General features: G+C 70.9%; 21 protein-coding genes and 1 pseudogene. 10 read left to right on the top strand and 12 right to left on the bottom strand.

What is annotated here, in order from left to right:
* Positions 1–163: 163 nt before the first annotated feature.
* The gene (locus AB0I04_RS49880) at positions 164–922 is read left to right on the top strand and encodes a thaumatin family protein (protein ID WP_360902135.1); all 759 of its coding nucleotides are present in this window, start codon (positions 164–166) and stop codon (positions 920–922) included.
* A gap of 97 nt (positions 923–1,019) precedes the next feature.
* On the opposite strand, the gene AB0I04_RS49885 is transcribed toward AB0I04_RS49880, so the two are convergent.
* Complete coding sequence (locus AB0I04_RS49885) at positions 1,020–1,304, bottom strand: glycosyl hydrolase (RefSeq protein WP_360902138.1); 285 nt, start codon at positions 1,302–1,304, stop codon at positions 1,020–1,022.
* A 222-nt stretch (positions 1,305–1,526) separates the two neighbouring features.
* On the bottom strand, positions 1,527–2,120 hold the full coding sequence (locus AB0I04_RS49890; protein WP_360902141.1) for an acetamidase/formamidase family protein: 594 nt from the start codon (positions 2,118–2,120) through the stop codon (positions 1,527–1,529).
* A gap of 367 nt (positions 2,121–2,487) precedes the next feature.
* Here AB0I04_RS49890 and AB0I04_RS49895 point away from each other — a divergent pair, with 367 nt between their 5' ends.
* Entirely contained in the window at positions 2,488–4,575 is a 2,088-nt protein-coding gene (locus AB0I04_RS49895; RefSeq protein ID WP_360902144.1) for a PQQ-binding-like beta-propeller repeat protein, read from the top strand.
* 2 nt (positions 4,576–4,577) lie between these two features.
* Positions 4,578–6,608 (top strand): PQQ-binding-like beta-propeller repeat protein, encoded by a 2,031-nt coding sequence (locus AB0I04_RS49900; RefSeq protein WP_360902147.1) that lies wholly within the window; start codon positions 4,578–4,580, stop codon positions 6,606–6,608.
* Between the two features lie 96 nt (positions 6,609–6,704).
* Here the strand turns inward: AB0I04_RS49900 and AB0I04_RS49905 are convergent, their stop codons facing one another.
* The 3 genes from AB0I04_RS49905 to AB0I04_RS49915 all read right to left on the bottom strand — a co-directional run bounded on the left by AB0I04_RS49905 (position 6,705) and on the right by AB0I04_RS49915 (position 9,934).
* Positions 6,705–7,802 (bottom strand): D-alanine--D-alanine ligase family protein, encoded by a 1,098-nt coding sequence (locus AB0I04_RS49905; protein WP_360902150.1) that lies wholly within the window; start codon positions 7,800–7,802, stop codon positions 6,705–6,707.
* 105 nt (positions 7,803–7,907) lie between these two features.
* Entirely contained in the window at positions 7,908–8,912 is a 1,005-nt protein-coding gene (locus AB0I04_RS49910; protein WP_360902153.1) for an NAD(P)H-dependent glycerol-3-phosphate dehydrogenase, read from the bottom strand.
* Entirely contained in the window at positions 8,909–9,934 is a 1,026-nt protein-coding gene (locus tag AB0I04_RS49915; protein WP_360902156.1) for a 1-acyl-sn-glycerol-3-phosphate acyltransferase, read from the bottom strand. The genes AB0I04_RS49910 and AB0I04_RS49915 overlap by 4 nt, the downstream gene beginning before the upstream one ends.
* A gap of 79 nt (positions 9,935–10,013) precedes the next feature.
* Here AB0I04_RS49915 and cofC point away from each other — a divergent pair, with 79 nt between their 5' ends.
* Both cofC and AB0I04_RS49925 read left to right on the top strand, forming a co-directional pair.
* Complete coding sequence (cofC, locus tag AB0I04_RS49920) at positions 10,014–10,667, top strand: 2-phospho-L-lactate guanylyltransferase (RefSeq protein WP_360902159.1); 654 nt, start codon at positions 10,014–10,016, stop codon at positions 10,665–10,667.
* Between the two features lie 31 nt (positions 10,668–10,698).
* The gene (locus tag AB0I04_RS49925; RefSeq protein ID WP_360902162.1) at positions 10,699–10,899 is read left to right on the top strand and encodes a hypothetical protein; all 201 of its coding nucleotides are present in this window, start codon (positions 10,699–10,701) and stop codon (positions 10,897–10,899) included.
* Positions 10,900–10,972: 73 nt separating this feature from the next.
* On the opposite strand, the gene AB0I04_RS49930 is transcribed toward AB0I04_RS49925, so the two are convergent.
* From AB0I04_RS49930 to leuC, 4 genes are all read right to left on the bottom strand, one after another.
* Positions 10,973–11,257 (bottom strand): HU family DNA-binding protein, encoded by a 285-nt coding sequence (locus AB0I04_RS49930; RefSeq protein ID WP_345443946.1) that lies wholly within the window; start codon positions 11,255–11,257, stop codon positions 10,973–10,975.
* Between the two features lie 108 nt (positions 11,258–11,365).
* Complete coding sequence (locus AB0I04_RS49935; RefSeq protein WP_360902197.1) at positions 11,366–11,596, bottom strand: hypothetical protein; 231 nt, start codon at positions 11,594–11,596, stop codon at positions 11,366–11,368.
* Between the two features lie 104 nt (positions 11,597–11,700).
* Complete coding sequence (gene leuD / locus AB0I04_RS49940; RefSeq protein WP_360902167.1) at positions 11,701–12,288, bottom strand: 3-isopropylmalate dehydratase small subunit; 588 nt, start codon at positions 12,286–12,288, stop codon at positions 11,701–11,703.
* An 11-nt stretch (positions 12,289–12,299) separates the two neighbouring features.
* Positions 12,300–13,697, bottom strand: coding sequence for a 3-isopropylmalate dehydratase large subunit (gene leuC, locus AB0I04_RS49945; protein WP_360902170.1), 1,398 nt, complete (start codon positions 13,695–13,697; stop codon positions 12,300–12,302).
* Positions 13,698–13,773: 76 nt separating this feature from the next.
* Here leuC and AB0I04_RS49950 point away from each other — a divergent pair, with 76 nt between their 5' ends.
* A complete protein-coding gene (locus AB0I04_RS49950) occupies positions 13,774–14,487 on the top strand; it encodes an IclR family transcriptional regulator (protein ID WP_360902173.1) in 714 nt (237 codons plus the stop codon).
* A 317-nt stretch (positions 14,488–14,804) separates the two neighbouring features.
* Here AB0I04_RS49950 and AB0I04_RS49955 read toward each other — a convergent pair.
* Positions 14,805–15,845: pseudogene (locus AB0I04_RS49955) on the bottom strand (methyltransferase).
* A 479-nt stretch (positions 15,846–16,324) separates the two neighbouring features.
* On the opposite strand from AB0I04_RS49955, the gene AB0I04_RS49960 reads away from it, so the two are divergent.
* Positions 16,325–16,960: a MerR family transcriptional regulator gene (locus AB0I04_RS49960; protein WP_360902176.1), complete on the top strand. Its 636-nt coding sequence runs from the start codon at positions 16,325–16,327 to the stop codon at positions 16,958–16,960.
* Position 16,961: 1 nt separating this feature from the next.
* Entirely contained in the window at positions 16,962–18,005 is a 1,044-nt protein-coding gene (locus AB0I04_RS49965; protein WP_360902179.1) for a WYL domain-containing protein, read from the top strand.
* Positions 18,006–18,127: 122 nt separating this feature from the next.
* Here AB0I04_RS49965 and AB0I04_RS49970 read toward each other — a convergent pair whose 3' ends face one another.
* Complete coding sequence (locus AB0I04_RS49970) at positions 18,128–19,039, bottom strand: SDR family oxidoreductase (protein ID WP_360902182.1); 912 nt, start codon at positions 19,037–19,039, stop codon at positions 18,128–18,130.
* 83 nt (positions 19,040–19,122) lie between these two features.
* On the opposite strand from AB0I04_RS49970, the gene AB0I04_RS49975 reads away from it, so the two are divergent.
* Both AB0I04_RS49975 and AB0I04_RS49980 read left to right on the top strand, forming a co-directional pair.
* Positions 19,123–19,926 (top strand): hypothetical protein, encoded by an 804-nt coding sequence (locus tag AB0I04_RS49975; protein ID WP_360902185.1) that lies wholly within the window; start codon positions 19,123–19,125, stop codon positions 19,924–19,926.
* 410 nt (positions 19,927–20,336) lie between these two features.
* Entirely contained in the window at positions 20,337–21,119 is a 783-nt protein-coding gene (locus AB0I04_RS49980; RefSeq protein WP_360902200.1) for an SAM-dependent methyltransferase, read from the top strand.
* A 27-nt stretch (positions 21,120–21,146) separates the two neighbouring features.
* Here the strand turns inward: AB0I04_RS49980 and AB0I04_RS49985 are convergent.
* A partial coding sequence (locus AB0I04_RS49985) for a DUF5753 domain-containing protein (RefSeq protein WP_360902188.1) occupies positions 21,147–21,704 on the bottom strand: 558 nt, incomplete at its 5' end.

Genomic DNA, 21,704 nt, shown 5'->3' on the forward strand with positions numbered 1-21,704 from the left:
GGTGCGACCACAATATTCTTGCGAAGGCGTGGTCATCACCGTAAGGAATTCCCGTCTCTCACCGACCACACTGCACTGGTAGACACATCCGTTGACGAGCCGGTGCGGAAAAATCCTCCAGGGAATCGCGCCGATTCGTCGCCTTTTTGTGAGGAGATTTGTCATGCGTAAACGCGGCATCGGCGTCCTCGTGCGCTTGGTATCGGCCGCAGTGGCCTGCCTGGGCATCACGGCCGCGGGATCCCAGCCGACCTCGGCCAGGGCAGCGGCCGCCGACCACACGGTGACCTTCGTGAACCGGACCGGCGAGACTCTTTGGGTCGGCAGCACCGTCAACGCCGACGGCTCGGTCAGCTTCGCCCACCTGCCCACCTTGCGGCCCGGCCAGTCGGCCACGGTGACCATCCCCGAGACCCGCGCACCCGGCCACTGGCGTGGCAAGTTCTTCGCCCGGCAAGACTGCACCGGAACCTCCGGGGCCAACTTCCACTGCCGGGTGGGCGACTGCGGAGTCTTCGCCGACCACTGCACCACCGGTGAGCAGCCCGCCGGCCTCGCGGAGTTCAACTTCGACTCTGCCGACCGCCTCGCGCCCTGGTACGACGTCAGCTACGTCAACGCGTTCTCCCTGCCGATCACCATCGACCCGGTGAACGCCACGGCACCGTGCGGCTCGGCGGGCTGCTCGAAGAACCTGCTCCCGTACTGCCCGGCCGAAGACCTGCAGCGCCGGCCCGACGGCTCACCGCTCAACTGCGTAAGCCCCAACCGGGACGCCAAGACCACCTACAGCAACATGATCCAGGCCCACTGCCCCAAGGCGTACGCCTGGTCCAAGCACGACACCGAACCGGGGAACCAGGTCATGTATCAATGCGCGGCCTGCCGCGGTTTCACCGTCACCTTCCACAGCAGCCGCTGACCCATGACCTCCGGTGCCCCGGCGGAGCCGCCGGGACACCGCGACGTCCCGTTTCCCACGAGGCTCGCCGGTCAAGCCCGCGCCGAGGTGGCCGACGTCACGCCGCGTCGCGGTAGGCGGCACCGGAGGCGTTGGCGTTGGCGCCGGTGTACAGGCCGGTCGGGCTCGTCTTGGTGGACAGGGTGAACCAGGCATAGCGGTCGAGCCAGCCACCGGGCCGGTCGGCGCCGAAGGCGACCGCCGGGGCACCGAGCCGCATGCCGGTGGCCTGCAGCCGGGGCCACAGCGCGAGCGCCTGCTCGACGGACATGTTGGCCTGACCGGCCATGTCCGGTTCATTGAAGCCGAGCAGCGTGGTGCCGCCGGCCTTCGCCTCCTTCAACTGCGCGTCATTGACGGGCGGCGTCCGAGTGCCCGCCGCGGGTCCGCACCCACATCAAGGAGCGCGCGGACGACCCCGGGCTCCTTCTTGGACGCCGCGCACAGGAAACGCCGGGGGGAGCGGGAGACGAATCGCTCCCCCCGGCGTCGGTGCCTCCTGACGGTATCCGAACGCTATCCGCTAGGCACTCACCTCCTCCTTCGCGCCCTCCGCGCGAAGCCTTCAGGCGACGTCGGCGGTCAGGCCCGCGACCGTCGCGTCGAGAGAACTGGTCGTGAGGGGCATCAGCACCGGTTCGGTCACCCGGAAACGTTCGACGCCCCGCTTGGTCAGGTGCATCCGCAGGTCGATCCACCCGTCCGTGGTGCGGCAGCGGCCCCGCTCGGGGAAGTGCAGATCCCCCACTGAGATGCGGGCCCCGGCGACGTGCACCGGCAGCAGGATCTGCGCCCGTGGCGTGAAGGCCCGGCAGGAGGCCCTGGTCCGCTCGGCGTACGCCGCGACACGGGCGTGCTCGGCCGTGGCCGGTGCGATGCGGCCGAGGACCGCTCCGGCCGGATCCCCGGCGGGGTCCCGCAGCATCGCGTGGGAGGGGGCGAGACCGAGGATGCCCGGGTGCGCGGCGGTCGCGGGGCGGCCGTCCGTTCGGCCGATCGCGAGGACCTCGATCATGAGGAGGTCGCCGGGCTCCGCGCCGACCACTCCGACCGGGCCGCACAGCAGGTCGCCGCCCTCGCACTCCATTCGCACGGAGCCGCCCGCGATCAGCTCGGCGACGGGCGGGATCTCCGGGTGCCAGCGATCGCGTCCAGGCATGGAGCGGACGGTCGGGACCGGAGCGGCGGGCGTGAACAGCATCGTTTCGGTCCCTTCGATCGCTGGCTTCGGAACACCTCAATCCTGCACTTGGGGCTGTTTCGGTGTGGTTTCACGCCGCTTAAACCGCCGTCAACGGACGTTCACCGTGGTCAGACGTCCCGCGGCCCCGCCACGGGGTGAACGCCCGACGGCGGAGCACCGTACGAGGCCGGGGCCGGCGCTGAACCCCAGCACCTGGAAGCCGTTGCTGACGTCGTTCTGGTGCGGCTTCGAGCAGGCAAGAAAAATGAAATTCCTGCATGCCGCATTCCCGAGTTAGGCCGTAGAAAAGCGGCGATCATTGCTGGTGATACGATCACGTTCGGTGGGAGTCGGTCTGAAACCGTTGGAAAGCCGCGATCCACCGTTGGTTGGCCCGTACCGGTTGCTGGCCGTGCTGGGCAGCGGCGGCATGGGGCGTGTCTATTTGGGACGGTCGCCGGGGGCGCGTGCCGTGGCCGTTAAAGTGATACGGCCCGATCTCTGTGGCGACCAGCGATTTCTGGTGCGTTTCCGGCGAGAGGTGGAGGCGGCCGGCGCGGTCGGTGGGGTGTTCACCTCGCCGGTGGTCGACGCCCACATGACCGGACCCACACCATGGCTGGCCACGTCCTATGTGGCCGGGCCGGCATTGGACGAGGCGGTGCGCGCGTACGGTCCACTGGCCGAGCCCGGGGCGCGGGCGCTGGGGGCGGCGCTCGCCGAGGCGCTGGTCGGCATCCACGGCGCGGGCGTGGTTCACCGCGACCTGAAGCCTGCGAACGTGCTACTCGCGGAGGACGGCCCGAAAGTCATCGACTTCGGCATCAGCCGGGCGCCTGACGGCACCTCGATCACGCGCAGTGGTGCGCTCATCGGTACCGCCGCGTACATGTCGCCGGAACAGGCCGCGTCCGGGCGGCGCGTCGGCCCCGCGACGGACGTGTTCGCACTCGGCGGGATCCTGGTGTACGCGACGACCGGGGCGCCGCCGTTCGGCACGGGGTCGGTCCCCGCGGTGCTCGATCGCGTCATGCACGGCCGGCCGCGGCTTGAGGGGGTTCCCGGCGCGCTGCTGGGCGTGGTGGCCGCGTGTCTGGACAAGGATCCGGCCCGGCGACCCAGCCCGGCCGCGCTCGTGGAACGGCTTGCCGGGGCACGGCCCGCGGAATGGTGGCCGCCGCCGATCCGTCAGGAGATCTCGGCTCGGGCGCATGAGGTCGCCGCTTTGCTGGCGGGGTCGCCGTCGCGAACGTCCGAGCCACCGCGGGATGTGCAGCCGACCCGCGCGGACCCGCCGGAGCACGGCCGCCGCCGGGTCCTGGGCATGACCGCCGCCGGAGTCGGGGCGATCACCGCGGCCGGCGTCACCGCGTGGTTCACGCGGGACGGGCATCACCCGCAGCCGCGGAGCGTCAGAGCGGGCGTCGTGGGCACACCGCAGGGGCCGCGGCCGCTCTGGATCTACGTTCCGGACGTTCTATCGAGTCTGAAGTTGCCGACCGCGGTAGCCCCGGATGCTCTCGTGCTGGGAGAGTCGTCCCGGTTGTGCTGTCTGGATACCGCGACCGGTGCACGGCGATGGACGACTCCGGACCCCAGCGGCTTCGATTCGGTCGACGTGGCCGGGAACATCGTGTACGCCGCGAACCAGCGCCAGGAGCTGGCCGCCTGTGACCTCGACCGGGGACGGCACCGCTGGGTGATCACCCCGCCCGGTACCGGTCCTTTCGAACTCGAGGGCGTGGCCAAGTCGATCATGTACTCCACCACCCTCGGCGGGTCGCCTCCGTCCCTGTATGCCGTCGACCTGCCGAGCGCACGCGAACGCTGGCGGTACCGGCCGCCGTCGGCGTCCTCGCCGTTCTCGGTGGTGTTAGTGGCCGGGCGCTGCCTCGTCGTGACGGACGACATGGTGTACGCGCTCGATGCGCTGAGTGGGCGGCCGGCGTGGCAGGCCCCGTACGACCGGGGTTTCCAGGCGGTCGCGGCCTCGGAGACGACCGTCTTCATGCGTACCTCCGATGCGGTCACGGCTCTGGCCGGCGGTGCCGGTGCGCGGCTGTGGACGACCGGTGGGTTCGGCGGGCGCTGGCCGACCGTGCTCACGGTCGCCGGGGGTGTCGTCTGCGTCGGCGACGAGAACGTCGTCAGCGGCCTGGACGCCTCGACCGGCAGGATCCGCTGGCGGACGCGGTTGACCGGCCCGCCGAGCGTCACGGCGCCGCAGCCGCGGGCGCGGTCCTTCGTCGCCATACCGCTCGCGCCCGGTGCGCAGGCCACGGCTGGATTCGCGGCCCTGAACCTGGCCGACGGCCGGATCCGATGGACCTACCGCGTGCCCAATGACACCCGGACCCAGTGGGATCTGCACGCCGACGAGACCCGGGTGTACGCGTTCGACGGCCGACGGCTGCTGGCTTTCCAAGGATGACGATGCCACCTCGTTTCGCGGTTCCCTCGACCGTCGGCCCGTACGAGCTGATCAGCCCGCTCGGGCAGGGCGGTATGGGCTCGGTGTATCTGGCCCGTTCCCGTGCCGGCCGGTTGGTCGCCGTCAAGGTCATCCATGCCCATCTCGCCGATGATCCGGACTTCCGTGCGCGGTTCCGACGGGAGATCGCATCCGCGCGGCGGGTGAGCGGTGCCTACACGGCACCGGTCCTGGACGCCGACCCGGACGGCTCGCCGCCCTGGTTCGCCGCCGCGTACGTGCCGGGCCCGTCGCTGCGGGATGCGGTGCGGCGGCACGGCCCGCTGCCGGAGCAGACCGTGCGCACGCTCGGCGCCGGCCTCGCCGAGGCGCTGGCCGCCGTGCACGCCGCCGGGCTGGTGCATCGTGATCTCAAGCCGGGCAACATCCTGCTGGCCGCCGACGGGCCACGCCTGATCGACTTCGGCATCAGCCGGGCGGTCGACGACTCGGCACTGACCGCGACCGGAGTGGTCCTCGGCTCGGCCGGCTACATGTCCCCCGAACAGGCCGCGGCCGACCGGGTCGAACCGGCGAGCGACGTGTTCTCCCTCGGGGCCTGCCTCGCCTTCGCCGCCACCGGACGCCCGCCCTTCGGCGACGGCGCCGTCGAGGCCCTCGTCTACCGCGTCGGCCGTGAGGACCCGGATATGGACGGCGTCCCGGACCCGCTACGCGACCTCCTCTCCGCGTGCCTGCACCGCGATCCCGCCCAGCGGCCCCCCGTACGGCAGCTGCCCGGCCTGTTCCTCCCCGGTACGAACGCTCCACCCGCCTCGGCCGAGTGGCTGCCCGAACCGGTGGTGGCCGAAGTCTCCGCGCGGACCGATGCCGTACGCGGCACGGCCACCGTCGCCGACCGCAGGTTCGGCCGGCGCGGGTTCCTCATCGGCGGCCTGGCCATCGGCGCGACCGTGGCGGCCGGCGCGGTCTCCTGGGCGGCCCGCGGGCCACGACACCGGCCTCGCCCGTCCGCCCAGCCGACGATCACACTGCGCCGGCTGTGGGAATTGAACATCGCCCACGACGGACCCGCCATGATCGCACAAGGCGTCCTGATCTTCCAGGACGGCTTCACGCTGACCGGCCTCGACATGGGTACCGGAGCACGCCGATGGAGTGCGGGCTATCCGTTCCCCGGCGCTCCCCGCCCCCTGGACCCCCTGCCCGTCGCCGCAGCCGGCGACACGCTATACACCCCGGTGGGCTCACTGGTGGACGCCCCGGGTCTGCGCGTGCTCGACGTCACCACCGGTGAAGTACGGGCCTCGATCCGGGCCGGACAAGACATCATCGACCGCGTGCTGGGCGTACGGGGCTCACTGGTCTTCTGCCACGGCACAGGCGACAACGACGAAGCGCTCGTCGCCATCGACACCGACGCCCGCAGCGCCCGGTGGCGGATCCCCCACCAGCACGAAGACCAGATCACCGTCCCCCCGTCCGGAGGCCTGGTCTTCCGTACCGACGCCTCCGGCACCGTCCACGCCCACACCGCGACCGACGGCACCGAACGATGGCGCGCCCGCACCGACGCCAGCGTCGCCAAACGCCCACTCGTCATCGACGCGGACACCGTCTACGCCACCGGCGCATACCTCTACGCCCTGGACGCCGCCACGGGAAGCCAACGGTGGGCCTTTGCCGGCGACCCGGATAACGACGTCGAATCGGTCACGGTGCGCAACGGCACCGTCTACGTCGACGAACCGAAGATCAGCGCGATCGACGCGAAGACCGGCGCTCTGCGCTGGCAGGCCGAGATACCGGGAATCCCACTCGGACCGCTGACGATCAACGGAGGCCTCGTCATCTCCCCGTACGGCAAGGACCCCGAAGCCGGCCTGTCCGGATGGGACCCCACCACCGGCACGCCACGCTGGCGTTACGTCTTCCCCGCCACGCGAGCCCAGAACCCCTACACCTACGTCGCGGCCGCCGGAAACCGTTTCGCCGTCTCCTACGGCACCCTGATCATCGCATTCCAGGCGTGATCCACAACGGCCGGCGGGATGCGGCGGTGTAAGAACCGGAGACGGGCAGTCCGTCACCGTTCCGGCCGGGAAGGCCGCGAGCGGGCCCGCGCAGGGCTAACGCAGGCCGAGCGGACGGGCCAGGGCCGTACGGATCCAGCGGTCGACCAGGGCCGGGTAGTCCAGGCCCGTCGCCGCCCACATCTTCGGGAACGCCGAGGCGGGCGTACAGCCCGGCATCGTGTTGATCTCGTTGAGGATCAGCCGGCCGTCCGGGGTGTAGAAGAAGTCCACCCGGGCGAGTCCCTCGCAGCTCAGCGCGTCGAAGGCCTGGACCGACAGCCTTCGGACCTCGTCGATCACGGCGGCCGGGAGCTCCGGCGGGATGTCGAGGGTCAGGCCCTCGTCGAGGTACTTGGCCTCGAAGTCGTAGTACTCGTGGCCGGAGCCGACCCGTACCTCCGCGGGCAGACTCGCCTCGGCCGGATCGTCGTCGAGCCCCTGGAGCACACCGCACTCGATCTCGCGACCCGGCACGGCGGCCTCGACGATCACCTTGGGGTCGTGCTCGCGCGCGACCTCCACCGCGGCCTCGAGCTCGTCCTCGGACTCGACCTTCGAGATGCCCATGCTGGACCCGGCGCGGGCCGGCTTCACGAACACCGGCCAGCCCAGCTCCTTGATCTCGTCGACGACCTGCTTGCGCTCGCGCCGCCACTGCCGGTCCCTGACGACGACGTACGGGCCGATGGGCAGGCCGCAGCCGCGCCAGATCGCCTTCATGTACTCCTTGTCCATGCTGGCGGCGCTGGCGAACACCCCCGCCCCGGCATAACGGACCCCGGCGAGCTCCAGCAGACCCTGGATCGTCCCATCCTCGCCGTACGGGCCGTGGAGCAGCGGCAGCACCACGTCGACCTCGCCGAGCGTGCGCGGCACCTCGCCCGGCTCCACGACGACCAGGCCCCGGCTCTCCGGGTCGAACGGCAGCGCCAGCGGCAGCCCGTTCTCGGCGACCTCCGGCAGGCGGCCGTCCTCGATGGCGAGGCGCTGCCCGGAGGCGAGGACCCAGCGGCCGTCGCGCGCGATGCCGATCGGGATGACCTCGTAACGGTCCTGATCGATGGCCGCCATCACGCTGCCCGCGGTAAGACACGAGATCGCATGTTCCGAACTACGTCCGCCAAAGACGACGGCGACCCGCATCCTGCTCATCGACCCCACCTCTTCTCACCTGCACCGACAGTCGGGTCCACCGACCTTAGCGGCATTCGCCTCATGACGTTGATCCCCGTTTCAGGGGAAAGAGGAGCCCTTGGGTTAGACCCCGTACCGTTCGGGCTTCGGAGTACGCGACATCAGCAACCGGCCGGCATCCTTCGGGCTCAGCCCGCCGTGCATGACCGCGACGATGCCCTCGGTGATCGGCATCTCCACGCCGTGCCGCCGCGCCAGCTCGAGGATCGCGTCGCAGGACTTGACGCCCTCGGCCGTCTGCTTGGTGACCTTGACGACCTCCTCCAGGCTCATGCCGCGCCCGAGGTTCTCGCCGAACGTGCGGTTCCGCGACAGCGGCGAACTGCACGTCGCGACCAGGTCGCCCATGCCCGCCAGACCCGCGAACGTGTGCTGGTCCGCGCCGAGCGCCGCCCCCAGCCGGGCGATCTCCGCCAGGCCGCGGGTCATCAGCAGCGCCCGTACGTTGTCGCCCATGCCCATGCCGGCCGCGATGCCGACGGCCAGGGCGATGACGTTCTTGACCGCGCCGCCGAGCTCGCAGCCGATGACGTCATGGTTCGTGTACGCGCGGAAGTAGGGGGTCATGCAGGCGAGCTGCAACTTCTGCGCGGTCGGCTCGTCGACGCACGCCACAGCGGCGGCGGACGGCTCCTCAAGAGCGATCTCACGGGCGAGATTCGGGCCCGTCACGACCGCCACCCGCTCCTCCGGCACGTCCGCCACCTCACGGACGACCTCGCTCATCCGCTTGCAGGTGCCCAGCTCGATGCCCTTCATCAGGCTCACCAGCACCGCGTCGGCGGGGATCAGCGGCCGCCACTCCGCCAGCCCCGAGCGGAGCGTCTGGGCGGGGACGGCCAGCATGACGTACGCCGCGCCGTCCAGGGCCTCGGCGACCTCGGTGGTGGCCCTCAGCCGGTCGGGGAGGCGTACGCCCGGGAGATAGTCGGGGTTCTCCCGTCGTTCGTTGATCGCCTCGACCAGCTCGGCTCGGCGCCCCCACACCGTGACGTCACCGCCCGCGTCGGCCAGCACCTTGGCGAAGACGGTGCCCCATGATCCTGCCCCGAATACCGCGATCTTCAAGAGGCCTTGGCCTCCTTGCCCGTGTCGCTTCCCTCGGCGTCGGCGTCGGCCGCGCCGCTCGCCTCGGACTTGGCCGTACCGGCCGGCTCGGCCGCGTCGCCCGCCTCGTCCGTACGGCTCGCCTCCGCCTCAACCGTACGGCTCGCCTCAACGTCGGCCGCGTCGGCCGCGTCGGCCTTGGCCGTACCGGCCGGCTCGGCCGCGTCGCCCGCCTCGTCCGTACGGCTCGCGTCGGCGTCGTCCGTGCGGCTCGCCTCCGCCTCATCCGTGCGGCTTGCGTCGGCCTCGGCCGGATCGCCCTTCTCGGCGGCGCGGCGGGCGCGAGTGATCTCCTTCTGGTCGTACAGCTTCTCCGGCGCGGGCTCGCCGCGCAGCTCGCCGAGCAGGTCGGCGATCGCCCGCATGATGTCGGCGGTCGCGGCGTTCAGCGTCGCCGTGTCGAGGGGCCGGCCCTCGTACTTCGACAGGTCCACCGGCGGACCGGCGATGACGTGCATGGTCTTGCGCGGGAACGGCCGGAACTTCTTCGTGCCGTACGGCCACAGGATGTGCGCGCCCCAGTGCGCGACGGGGATCACCGGGACGCCGGTGGTGAGGGCCATCCGCGCGGCGCCGGTCTTGCCGGCCATCGGCCACAGGTCCGGGTCGCGGGTGCAGGTGCCCTCTGGGTAGAAGATCACGCACTCGCCTCCGCGCAGGCCCTTCTCGGCGTCACGGAGGGCCAGTGCCGCGTCGGATCGCTCGCGGTACACCGGGATCTGCCCGGTCCGGCGGATGATCCGCCCGATCACCGGGGTCTTGAACACGCCGGCCTTGGCGAGGTAGACGGGGAAACGACCGGCCCGGTAGATGAAGTGGGCCAGGGCGAGGGGGTCGGACCACGACAGGTGGTTGACGGCGATGATCACTCCGCCCTTCCGCGGGATGTTGTCCTGCCCCTTCCAGTCCCGCTTCAACAGCGTGAACAGCAGCGGGCGCAGAATCCCCACGACGATCGCGCGCCAGACGGGCGAATGATCCATGCCCTCCTCCTCACTTCGTCCCGGTCACGCCGGGGTGTCGTCAAGTGTCGCGGGTGCTTCCGCGTAGTGTCGACCCACGATGTCCGATACCCATCGCTTCACGTGGACGCTCGTCGTGCCGGTCAAGCCGCTGGCTCGCGCGAAGTCACGGCTGTCCGGCCCCGCGGGCCCGCATCGCGAACGGCTCGCGCTCGCCATCGCGACCGACACCGTATCCGCCGCGCTGCGCTGCCCACGGGTGCGGGGGGTCGTGGTGGTCACCGACGACCCGGTCGCCGCCCCCGAGCTGGCGGCGCTCGGCGCGCACATCGTGCCCGACGAGCCGGACGCCGGACTCAACCCGGCCCTCGTTCACGGCGTCGAGCGGGCGCGGCTGCTGGCCCCGGACGGGGGTGTCGGCGCGATGTCGGCCGACCTGCCGGCCCTACGGCCCGCCGAACTGGATCGGGTGCTGGAGGCCGCCGAGGAGGCGCCGAACGCGTTCCTCCCCGATCTCGCGGGCGCCGGTACGACGCTGTACACGGCACGGCCCGGGGCGGTGTTCGACCCCGCCTTCGGGACGGACTCCCGTGCCCGGCACCGGGAGCTCGGCGCGCGTGAACTGCTGCTGGACGACGTCCTCAGCGTGCGCCAGGACGTCGACACGATCGACGACCTGCGGGCCGCCTTGGCGCTCGGCGTCGGGCCGCGCACGGCCTCCGTGGCCCCTCTGCTGCCGGTCGGCGCCGGGTGACCGCCCCGCCGTACGGATTAGTCTGTCCGGCATGCAGGGGACGGTGAAGGCGTACGACGCCGAGACGCGGACCGGCAGTGTGCTGCTGGACGACGGGAGCGAGATGGCCTTCGACGCGGCGGCGTTCGACGCCGGCGGCCTGCGGCTGCTGAGGTTCGGGCAGCGGGTCAACCTGGCGGTCGAGGGCGACCGCGTCACGGTCGTCACGCTGTCGACGTTCCCCCTGCCCTGAGCCGCTTCTTCTCACCAACGACCACGACGGCGCCCGGGAGACGCATGTCTCGCCGGGCGCCGTCGATGGACCGTTATTTCTTCTTGGCTCCGGCCACGAGGTTCTTGAAATCCGAACCGGCCTTGAACTTCGGAACCGAGGTCGCGGGCACCTTGATCGTGGCGCCGGTCGCCGGGTTGCGGGCCTCTCGAGCCGGCCGATCGGCCTTCTCGAAAGATCCAAAACCGGTGATGGCCACCTTCTCACCCTTGGCCACGGTCTCCTGAATGGTGTCCAGGATCGCGTCGACGGCTTCGGTCGCCGCTTTCTTGCTACCTACTCGCTCGGCGATCGCATCGACGAGTTCGCGTTTGTTCATGGGTTTGCTCCTCTTCCCCCTTGCTCGCTCGAAACTAGGGGACCTTGGGCCATCTACACAATCACCCATGGCCGATGTTTTCGGCTGTGTCGCAGGTTGAAGAGCCATTCAAGGAACGTTTTCATCGTCGTCGAGCTCGATCATGAAGGATTCGAGACGCTTGATCGCAAGTGCCGGATCTCGCTTGGCAAGATCGGTTATCAGCAAGAGTTGCCTGGTCAGGCGGGGTTTGAGCGCAACCGGAAGGTCGGCCACGCGCGTGTGCGCCTCACGCAGCCGACGGGCAAGGGCGTTCAGCTCCGGGTCGTCCCAGTCCGGGCCGCGTGTTGTTGCCATCATCACACTTCGTCACCTGCTTCCCGTGGAGGCACGCCGGGTCTCGGACGCCAGGAGGGGCCGGCAGCGAACGCTGCCGGCCCCTCCTACCGTACGGACGCGGGCGATCAGGCCGTCACTGGGAGCCAGGGCCGCCGGTTCTGCTCGTAGGTCGTGATCGCGTCGGCGTTACGGAGCGTGAGGCCGATGTCGTCCAGGCCCTCCAGCAGCCGCCAGCGCGTGTAGTCGTCGATCTCGAACGTCTGCACGCCCTCGTCGGAGCGCAGCTCGCGGCGCTCCAGGTCGATGGTGAACTCCTTGGCCGGGTTCGCCTCGATCTGGTCCTGGAGTCGCTCGACGGTCTCCTCGGGCAGCTCGATCGGCAGGAGGCCCATCTTGGTGGCGTTGTTGCGGAAGATGTCGCCGAAGCGGGCCGACACGACGGCGCGGAAGCCGTACTGCTGGAGCGCCCAGACGGCGTGCTCGCGCGACGATCCGGTGCCGAAGTCGGGCCCGGCGACGAGGATCGACGCGCCCTGGTACTCCGGCCGGTTCAGGACGAAGCCGGGGTCCTCGCGCCAGGCGGCGAACAGGCCCCTCTCGAAGCCGGTACGGCTGACCTGCTTGAGCCAGACCGCCGGGATGATCTGGTCGGTGTCGACGTTGTCGCGCCGCAGCGGCACGGCGCGGCCCGTGTGCGTGGTGAAGGCTTCCATGGCTGGCTCCGTTACAGGTCGGCCGGGGCGGTCAGGCGCCCGGTGACGGCGGTGGCGGCGGCGACGGCGGGCGAGACCAGGTGGGTGCGGCCGCCCTTGCCCTGCCGGCCCTCGAAGTTGCGGTTGGAGGTCGAGGCGCTGCGCTCCCCCGGCTTGAGCTGGTCGGGGTTCATGCCCAGGCACATCGAGCAGCCCGCCTCACGCCACTCGGCGCCCGCGGCCTTGAAGACCTCGTTCAGGCCCTCCTCCTCGGCCTGCGCCTTGACCTTCATGGAGCCCGGCACGATGAGCATCCGCACGCCGTCGGCGACCTTGCGACCCTTGATCACCTCCGCCGCCGCGCGCAGGTCCTCGATCCGGCCGTTGGTGCAGGAGCCGACGAAGACGGTGTCGACGGCGACGTCGCGCAGCGGGGTGCCCGCGGTCAGGCCCATGTACTCCAGGGCCCGCTCGGCGGCGGAGCGGCGCGTCGACTCCGCGAACGAGGCCGGGTCCGGCACGCTCGACGCCAGCGGAGCGCCCTGGCCGGGGTTGGTGCCCCAGGTGACGAACGGCGTGAGCTCGGAGGCGTCGATGACGACCTCCTTGTCGAACGTCGCGTCGTCGTCGGTGCGCAGCGACCGCCAGTACTCCTTGGCGGCCGCCCAGTCGGCGCCGGAGGGCGCGTTCTGGCGACCCTCGAGGTAGGCGAAGGTCGTCTCGTCCGGCGCGATCATGCCGGCGCGCGCGCCGGCCTCGATGGACATGTTGCAGACCGTCATGCGGCCCTCCATCGACAGCGACCGGATCGCCTCGCCGCGGTACTCGATGATGTGGCCCTGGCCACCGCCCGTGCCGATCTTCGCGATGATCGCCAGGATGAGGTCCTTGGCGGTCACGCCGTACGGCAGCTCGCCGTTGACCGTGACGGCCATCATCTTGGGCTTGCGCTGCGGCAGCGTCTGGGTGGCGAGGACGTGCTCGACCTCGCTGGTGCCGATCCCGAACGCCAGCGCGCCGAACGCGCCGTGCGTGGAGGTGTGCGAGTCGCCGCAGACGACCGTCATGCCCGGCTGGGTCAGGCCCAGCTGCGGGCCGATGACGTGCACGATGCCCTGACCGGCGTCGCCCATCGGGTGCAGGCGGACGCCGAACTCCGCGCAGTTCTTGCGCAGCGTCTCGACCTGGGTGCGCGACACCGGGTCGGCGATCGGCTTGAGGATGTCGGTGGTCGGGACGTTGTGGTCCTCGGTGGCGATCGTCAGGTCCGGGCGCCGGACCGTGCGGTTCGCCATGCGCAGGCCGTCGAAGGCCTGCGGGCTGGTGACCTCGTGGATGAGGTGAAGATCGATGTAGAGGACGTCCGGCTCGCCCTCGGCGCTCCGTACGACGTGCGCGTCGTAAACCTTGTCCGCCAGTGTTCGGCCCATCACTCCACCTCTTCCGGGTCTCTTACTCCTCTGCTCACGACTTGCATCTCAGATTGCGAGACGGCAGTATCGAAGCATGGACAACTCTAGCGGAGTCGGCGTGCTGGACAAAGCCGTTCTCGTCCTGAACGCCCTGGAGGCCGGCCCGGCCTCGCTCGCCCAGCTGGTGCAGACGACCGGCCTGGCCCGGCCCACCGCCCACCGGCTCGCCGTCGCGCTGGAGCACCACCGCATGGTCCACCGCGACACTCAGGGCCGGTTCATCCTCGGCCCCCGGCTGGCCGAGCTGGCCGCCGCGGCCGGCGAGGACCGGCTCCTCGCCGTCGCCCAGCCGATCCTGACCCAGTTGCGCGACCTGACCGGCGAGAGCGCGCAGCTCTACCGGCGGCAGGGCGACGTACGCGTGTGCGTGGCGGCGGCCGAGCGGATGAGCGGGCTGCGCGACACCGTCCCGGTCGGCAGCGCGCTGCCCATGACGGCGGGCTCCGCCGCCCAGATCCTCCTCGCCTGGGAGGAGCCCGACCGCCTGCACCGGGGGCTGCGCGGCGCGAAGTTCAGCGCCACGACGCTCGCCTCCGTACGACGCCGGGGCTGGGCGCAGAGCGTCGGCGAGCGCGAGCAGGGGGTCGCCTCCGTGTCCGCCCCGATCCGGGGCACCGGCGGCCGGGTGATCGCCGCGATCTCGGTCTCCGGGCCGATCGAGCGCCTCACGCGCGGCCCCGGGCGGCTGCACGCGCCCCCCGTCCTGGCCGCCGCCGAGAAGATCTCCGAGTCGATGCGCCGCGGCTAGGGCCTGTCTCGAGGTCCCCGTCCGTAGCGAGCGGTGTCCAGGTGGTGCCTCGCAAGGCGGAGGAGGGAGTCGGCCCGGTGTTGGCCGGCGACCGACGACAACGCGGCGAGGCGCCGCCTGGACACCGCGCAGTAGGACAGCGGGACTTCGAGACAGGCCCCAGAGCCCCACGCCCACGTCGGGCGGCCGACGCCCGGCGCGGCCGTGCCGGGCGTCGGCCGCGCTCAGGTCTCCCCGGTCACGGGGAAGGTGTGGCGGGGCGCATCGGCACGGCCGAGCCCGCGGACAGGTCCGTCTCAGCACCCCGCCCCTGATCGTCAGACCGCGAGGAGTTCCAGGCCGAAGTAGCCGGCTCCCACCGGGTACGTCCTTACGCGGCGCCAGCCCGAAGCCGCGAAGAGGGCGTCGTATTCATCCAGGTCACGTTCCATCCCGTTGGTCATGGCGAGCATGGCCATGTCCCCCCGGGAGGTGAAGTCGGGCTTGCCGATCTCACCGATGACCAGCTCCACGACCAGTGCGCGCCCTCCCTAGTTCACCGCGGACCGGCAGTTGCGCAGGATGGTCGTGCACTGGTCGTCGTCCCAGTCGTGCAGGATCGTCTTCAGTAGGTAGAGGTCCGCGGGTGGGACCTCGTCGAAGAAGTCGCCCGCCGTGGCGGAGAAGCGGGCGGCCACACCGTGCTTGGCGGCGTTCTGGCGGGCGCCCTCAACGCTGTGGGCCAGGTCGAGCACCTGTCCGAGCAGCTGGGAGTCGGCCGCCATCAACGCCAGGATGAAGTGACCGTCGGCACCGCCGACGTCAACGACGGTGGACACGCCGGTGGCGTCGAACGCGGCCACGGCGCCCTGCGCCACCACGCTGGACATGTCCCCCATGGCCTCGGCGAACCGCGCCGCTTCTTCTGCGTTCTCCGGCCGCGCGTAGTACTCCCAGATGTCCGCGCCCAACGCTTCCTTCGTCTGACTGGCGCCCTGGCGCACCGCCTCGGGGAAGTGCGCCCAGGACTGCCAGTGCGCGTGTCCGGTCTGGACCAGCACCTGAGTGCGCAGGGAGCCCGGCACGCCCGTGCGCAGCAGCCGACCTCGCCCGGTGAGCCCGAAGCGGCGGTTCCCTTCGTAGCTCAGCACCCCCAGCGCGGCAGCCGCACGCATCAGGCGGTAGGTGGCCTGCGGATGGCTGCCCTCGCGTTCGGACACCTCTTCGGCCGTCAGGGCGCCGTCGGCGAGGTGATCGGGGATCTGCAGCACGGCCAACGCGCGCAGCGTTTGGGCGACGACGAGGCCGCTGAGCATGTCGAGAACGGCGACGGCATCCGCTCCAGCATCGCTGCGCGTGCCTTCGGTGCTGTGCGACATGTCGGTCACGACAGCCTAATTCCTTACTCGGTATCCGGATCGATATCCGGAGTGGACGAAAGACTTCGGGACGACAAGAGAGCTCGGGGAATCAGAAGAGCGGGGACCGGACGGCTCACCGCTCACTCGGCCAGATCGCTGCGGCGCACCTCGCATCTCAGGGAGCACCTCAGCACAGCACAGCCACGGCAGAAGATCATGAGCCGGAATGGTTGTGATTCCGGACATGCCGCCGCCGAAACCGGCGGCCTCCGCTGGGAGGATGGCGCCGAAGACGTTGAGGCCCCCGGCCGGCGGCGAGCAGCACCCCCGGCGACGCCGGCGGCGAGCGGCCCGGCCCGGCGACGGACGCCTGAACCGGCCCCGGGCCGGCCCCTCCCGTACGGCTTCCGCGAGGCGACGCCATCGGCCACGGCGACCTGTTGGATAGCGACGCCCTCCAAAATTGGATAGCGATAGTATCCAGCCAAGGGGGGCACATGAAGATCTCTGAGCTCAGCGATCGGAGCGGGCTGCCGGTCCAGACGATCAAGTACTACATCCGGGAGGGCCTCCTCCCGAAGGGCACGGCCACCGCGGCGACCAGGGCGGAGTACGACGGCCGTCATCTCGATCGGCTCCGGCTGATCAAGGCCCTCCGGGAGGTGGGCGACCTGCCGATCGCGTCCGTCCAGCAGATCGTCGCTGCCGTCGACGACGAGGACATCCCGCTGCACGAGCTGCTCGGCACGGCCCAGTACGCCCTGGGCCCCGGGGCCGAACCACACCCCGAGGACCCCGACTGGCGGGCCGCGCGAGAGGACGTCGACGCGGTCGTCGCCGAGCTCGGCTGGCGGGTGCTGCCGAACGCCCCGACCCGTGACCTCCTCGCCCAGGCCTTCGTCGCCCTGCGCCGGCTCGGCCTGCCGATCGTCCTGAACGACCTCCGCCCGTACATCGAGGCCGCCGAGCTCATCGCGGACCACGAGGTCGGCGCGCTGTCGCTCGACGAGGACCGCGAGACGGCGGTGCAGACCGCCGTCGCCACCAACGTCCTGTACGAGCGGGTCCTCCTCGCCCTGCGCCGCATGGCCCAGGAGAACGCCTCGGCCCTCCGCTTCGACGACGAGGGTTAAGGTGCGGGCGGCCCGGCTGATCTCCCTCGTCCTCCTGCTGCAGAACCGGGAGTCGATGACCGCCGGCGAGCTGGCGCGGCGGCTCGAGGTCTCCGAGCGCACCATCGCCCGCGACATGCTGGCGCTCGCGGAGGCGGGCGTCCCGGTGTACGCCGACCGCGGCCGGGGCGGCGGCTACCGGTTGCTCGAGGGCTACCGCACCCGGCTCACCGGGCTGGGCCGGGCGGAGGCCGAGGCGCTGTTCCTGTCAGGGGTGCCCGGTCCGCTACGCGACATGGGATTGGGCGACGCCGCGCTCGCCGCCCGGCTGAAGGTCTCGGCGGCGCTGCTGCCCGAGCTGCGCGACGCCTCCGCGACGGCCGCCCAACGCTTCCACCTGGACGCCCCCGCGTGGTTCCGCGTCGCGGACCGCCCACCGCTGCTGCCGGAGCTGTCCCAGGCCGTGTGGGACGACCGCGTCGTCTCGGCCCGCTACCGGCGCGGCGATCGGGTCACCGACCACTCCCTCGAGCCGTACGGCCTGGTACTCAAGGCCGGCGTCTGGTACACCGTCGGCCGGGGTCGGTTGGTTGGGGAGAGTCCGAGTCGGTTGAGCGGGGAGACAGGTGTCGCGGACCGGTTCCTGGTGTTCCGCGTGGACCGTTTCGAGGACGTACGCCGCGGCGAGGACGGCTTCGTCCGCGATGAGGACTTCGACCTGGCGGCGTTCTGGGACGAACGGGCGGAGGCCTTCGAGCGCTCGCTGCTCAGGACGCGCGCCACGCTGCGGCTGACACCCGCGGGGCTGCGGGTGTTGCGGTACGTCGCGGATCCTGCCGCGCTGCCCGACACCATGGCCTCGGCGAGCGCCCCCGACGAGCAGGACCGGGTGACGGTGGTCCTGCCCGTCGAGTCGGTCGAGGTCGCCTACTCCCAGATCCTCCGCCTCGGCCCGGAGGCGGAGGTCCTCGAACCGCCCGAGCTGCGCGCCCTCCTGGCGGACGCCGCCGACCGCATGAACCGTCTGTACGACGCCCCCGGCGGAACGCCTCGTGAAACGGAATAGCGACGGACGCCACCGGAGAGGATCCCTCGTGCCGATGAGGCGGAGCGCCCGACGTCGGCCACGACCCGGCCTGCGCCGGGCCGATGGCCGATGCCGGACTGGCCGATGCCGGACAAGGCGCCTCAGCGGTAGCCGGTGTCGTCGGCGGGCCGGCCGGCCTCTCGCACCTCGGTGATGTACCGCCAGGCGTCCGGCCGCGTGCCGTCGGCGTCGGTGAAGCCGTAGACCTTCGCCAGTCCGCCGCTGGAGAGCGTCTGACCGCTCCACCGGCCGACGTCGGGGTCGGTGGCGAGCGCCGCGACACCCCGGCCGACGTACGTCGGCGACTCGGAGACGCAGAAGTGCGGCTCCTTCGCCGTCGCGTCCCGCCAGTTCTCCTCGGTGACGCCGTAGATTTCGAGCATCGCCTCGGACCGCATCCAGCCGGGCGTGACCGCCACCGCCGTGCCCCCGAACGCGCGCAGCTCCTCGGCCTGGGCCAGCGCCATCCGCTGCACGGAGACCTTGACCAGGTCGTAGAAGAACCCGACGTCGGCGCGGTACGACGCGTTGAACTCGGCGGTCCCGTCCGTCATCTCGATGACCAGGCCGCCCGGCCGGCGGATGAGCAGTGGCAGTGCGAAATGGCTCGTGATGGCGTGCGTGTCGATGCCGAGCCGCAGCATCCGCAGCCCGTCCTCCAGCCGCTGCTCCCAGAGCCGCCGCCCGAACCTGAGGTACACGTCGCCGCCCCAGATGTCGTTGACGAGCACGTCGAGCCGACCGTGCTCCCGGTCGATCCGCTCGACGAGGGCGCGTACCTGGTCGGGTTCCAGGTGATCCACGGCCACGGCGACGCCGTCGCCGCCCGCCGCCGTCACCAGTTCGGCCGTCTCCTCGATCGTCTCGGGCCGTCCGACCTCCGAACGCCGCTCGCGCGTCGTCCGCCCGGTGACGTACACAGTGGCGCCCGTCCTGCCGAGTTCGACGGCGATCGCCCGGCCCGCACCCCGGGTGCCCCCGGCGACCAGTGCGACCTTCCCCTTCAACGTCATACCTCTCCCCTTTCCGTGTGCCGGGGATGCTCGCAGCGAAAGCAGACATCTTGTGTCGTCTTTACGCGGGGAATCATGAGGAGGTGGACTTCGAGAACGCTGCCGACCGGCTCTACGGTGTCCCCTCGTCCGAGTTCACCGCCACACGGAAGCTGCTGGCCGGGGAACTGTCCCGGGAGGACGCCCGCCGCCTGACCGCGCTTCGCCGTCCGACGGTGTCGGCGTGGGCGGTGAACCAGCTGGTCCGCGACGGGGCGGTCACGCCGCTGCTCGAGCTGGGCGAGCGGATGCGCGAGGCGTGGTCGTCCGGCGGCGACGTAGGCGAGCCGGAGCGCGAACGCGGCCCCCTGGTGGACGGGCTGGTGCGCCGGGCGCGGGAGCTGGCCGAAGAGGCGGGCCGGCCGCTGGGCGAGACCCAGGCCCGCGAGGTGGAGGACACCTTGCATGCCGCCATCGCCGACCCTTCGGCGGCCGACGCCGTACGGACCGGGCGCCTGGAGCACCCGTTGAGCCACGCCGGGTTCGGGCCGCTCGGCGCCGTCGCGCCGTCGGTCACGCATCGCAGGAAGGCGGCCGAGCCCAAGGAGGACCCGCGCATCCGCGCCCGGCGGCTGAAGGAAGAGGCACGGGCCGCCGCACGACGGGCCGAGGAGGCCGAGCGTGCTCTCGCCGAGTGGCGATCCGAGCGCGACGCCGCCCGGAAGGCCCTGGTCGATGCCGAACGGCGGCTGCGGGAGCTACGAGAACAGGTGAAGGCCGCAGAGGCGGAGCATGCCGAGACCGGCCGGCACGCTCAGATCGCCGACCGCGAGTACGAGCGCGCCGCGCGTACGGCCGAGGACGCCCGCCGCCGTGCCGACGAAGCCGAACACGCCGCAGGCCCCTGACGACGACCGGGACATACCGCAGCCGCCGACTGCGTCTCAGGCCGGCGTCGCCGGCCCTTGGGCGGCGGAGGCCGTACGGACCGGGCGCCTGGAGCACCTGTTGAGCCGCGCCGGGTCCGGACGCTCGGTGCCGTCGCGCTGCGGGCCGTTGACGACGGCGCCGACGTGCCGCCGACGATGACGGCCCTGAAGTGCGGCAGCCCATCGGCACCGAACGCGCCGTCGAAGCCGGTACCGGACGTGCCCCGCGGTGGCCGACCGCGCCTCCGGACACGTCCCCCGGCCGTCCACGGCAGGGCCGAACACACCGCGCACTGTTGAATCAACCGAGTGTCGCTGGCAGAGTAAGATCCACATAAATCCTGGAAGGGTGAGATGTGACCTACGTGCCCCGGCGTGGCCTGGCCGATGTGGACACGAACGTTCCCAATATCGCCCGAATGAACGATTACTTCCTCGGCGGGAAGGATAATTTCGCCGTCGACCGGAAGGCCGCCGACGACTTGCTCGCGATCGCGCCCGAGATCAAGGATATGTCCGTGGAGAACCGGGCGTTCCTGGGGCGCGCGGTGCGGTTCCTCGCCGAGCAGGGCATCGAGCAGTTCATCGACGTCGGATCCGGGCTGCCCACGCAGCGCAACACTCATGAGGTCGCCCGGTCGGTGTCGCCCGACTCGCGGATCGTCTACGTCGACAAGGACCCCGTCGTCCTCTCGCACGCGCGGGCGATCCTGGTCGACAACCCGCGGACGGCGGTCGTGGAGGGCGACGTCCTCCACGCGGAGGAGGTCCTCGCCGAGTGCCGGCGGCGCGGACTCATCGACCTCGAGCGTCCGGTGGCCATCGTGATATGCGGCGCGCTGCACTTCATCCCGCATTCGGATGATCCGTTCAAGAGCGTCGCCTGGCTGCGTGACGCGATTCCGTCAGGGAGTCACCTGGCGATCTCTCACGTCGTCTTCGATACCCACCCGGACATCGTCGATCCGATCGAGGACATCTATCGGGCGATCCTGGAGCGGCCCGGCGAGAACGCCGCACGGACGCGCGACCAGGTGCTGCCGTTCTTCGACGGCTTCGAACTGGTCGATCCCGGGCTCGTCTATCTCCGGCAGTGGCGCCCCGAGAACCCGTTGGAGGTGCGTTCGCCGGAGAAGGTGTGGATGCTGGGCGGCGTCGGGCGCAAGCCCTAGAGATGGGCTTCTAGCCCGGCCCTGGCCTCACAGCTCCTTGAGGATGCGGCCGAGGGTGTCGCGGATGCGGGTGGCGGGCTCGGCGTCGATGCACAACCGCTCCATCACCGCCAGATAATTGTCCACATCATCGCGCTTATCCAGATACAACGAACTCGTCAACTGCTCCAGATACACCACATCCGGCAAATCCGGCTCCGCGAACCGCAAAATACTGAACGGACCACCCGCCGCCGCATGCCCACCCAGATGAAACGGAACCACCTGCAACGTCACATGCGGCAACTCCGTCACCTCGATCAAATACTCCAACTGCCCCCGCATCACCGCAGCCCCACCCAACGGCCGCCGCAACGCCGCCTCATCCACCACCGCCCAAAAATGCGGCGGATCCTCCCCCCGCAACAACGACTGACGCCGCATCCGCAACCCCACACGCCGCTCGATCTCATGACCCGGCGCATCCGGATGCCCCAGCAACGTCACCGCCCGCGCATAATCCTCCGTCTGCAACAACCCCGGCACGAACTGCACCTCATACGACCGGATCCGAGAAGCCGCCTCCTCCAACCCGATGTACACCTC

The organism is Actinoallomurus sp. NPDC050550 (genome assembly GCF_040655075.1).
Taxonomy (GTDB): Bacteria; Actinomycetota; Actinomycetes; order Streptosporangiales; family Streptosporangiaceae; genus Actinoallomurus.

What these genes read in the sequence shown, in the direction of transcription:
- AB0I04_RS49880 (WP_360902135.1), top strand. Translation starts at nt 164, where the DNA reads ATGCGTAAACGCGGCATCGGCGTCCTCGTGCGCTTGGTATCGGCCGCA.
- AB0I04_RS49890 (WP_360902141.1), bottom strand. Translation starts at nt 2,120, where the DNA reads ATGCCTGGACGCGATCGCTGGCACCCGGAGATCCCGCCCGTCGCCGAG.
- AB0I04_RS49900 (WP_360902147.1), top strand. Translation starts at nt 4,578, where the DNA reads ATGCCACCTCGTTTCGCGGTTCCCTCGACCGTCGGCCCGTACGAGCTG.
- AB0I04_RS49905 (WP_360902150.1), bottom strand. Translation starts at nt 7,802, where the DNA reads ATGAGCAGGATGCGGGTCGCCGTCGTCTTTGGCGGACGTAGTTCGGAA.
- AB0I04_RS49915 (WP_360902156.1), bottom strand. Translation starts at nt 9,934, where the DNA reads ATGGATCATTCGCCCGTCTGGCGCGCGATCGTCGTGGGGATTCTGCGC.
- cofC (WP_360902159.1), top strand. Translation starts at nt 10,014, where the DNA reads ATGTCCGATACCCATCGCTTCACGTGGACGCTCGTCGTGCCGGTCAAG.
- AB0I04_RS49925 (WP_360902162.1), top strand. Translation starts at nt 10,699, where the DNA reads ATGCAGGGGACGGTGAAGGCGTACGACGCCGAGACGCGGACCGGCAGT.
- AB0I04_RS49930 (WP_345443946.1), bottom strand. Translation starts at nt 11,257, where the DNA reads ATGAACAAACGCGAACTCGTCGATGCGATCGCCGAGCGAGTAGGTAGC.
- AB0I04_RS49935 (WP_360902197.1), bottom strand. Translation starts at nt 11,596, where the DNA reads ATGATGGCAACAACACGCGGCCCGGACTGGGACGACCCGGAGCTGAAC.
- leuD (WP_360902167.1), bottom strand. Translation starts at nt 12,288, where the DNA reads ATGGAAGCCTTCACCACGCACACGGGCCGCGCCGTGCCGCTGCGGCGC.
- leuC (WP_360902170.1), bottom strand. Translation starts at nt 13,697, where the DNA reads ATGGGCCGAACACTGGCGGACAAGGTTTACGACGCGCACGTCGTACGG.
- AB0I04_RS49950 (WP_360902173.1), top strand. Translation starts at nt 13,774, where the DNA reads ATGGACAACTCTAGCGGAGTCGGCGTGCTGGACAAAGCCGTTCTCGTC.
- AB0I04_RS49960 (WP_360902176.1), top strand. Translation starts at nt 16,325, where the DNA reads ATGAAGATCTCTGAGCTCAGCGATCGGAGCGGGCTGCCGGTCCAGACG.
- AB0I04_RS49970 (WP_360902182.1), bottom strand. Translation starts at nt 19,039, where the DNA reads ATGACGTTGAAGGGGAAGGTCGCACTGGTCGCCGGGGGCACCCGGGGT.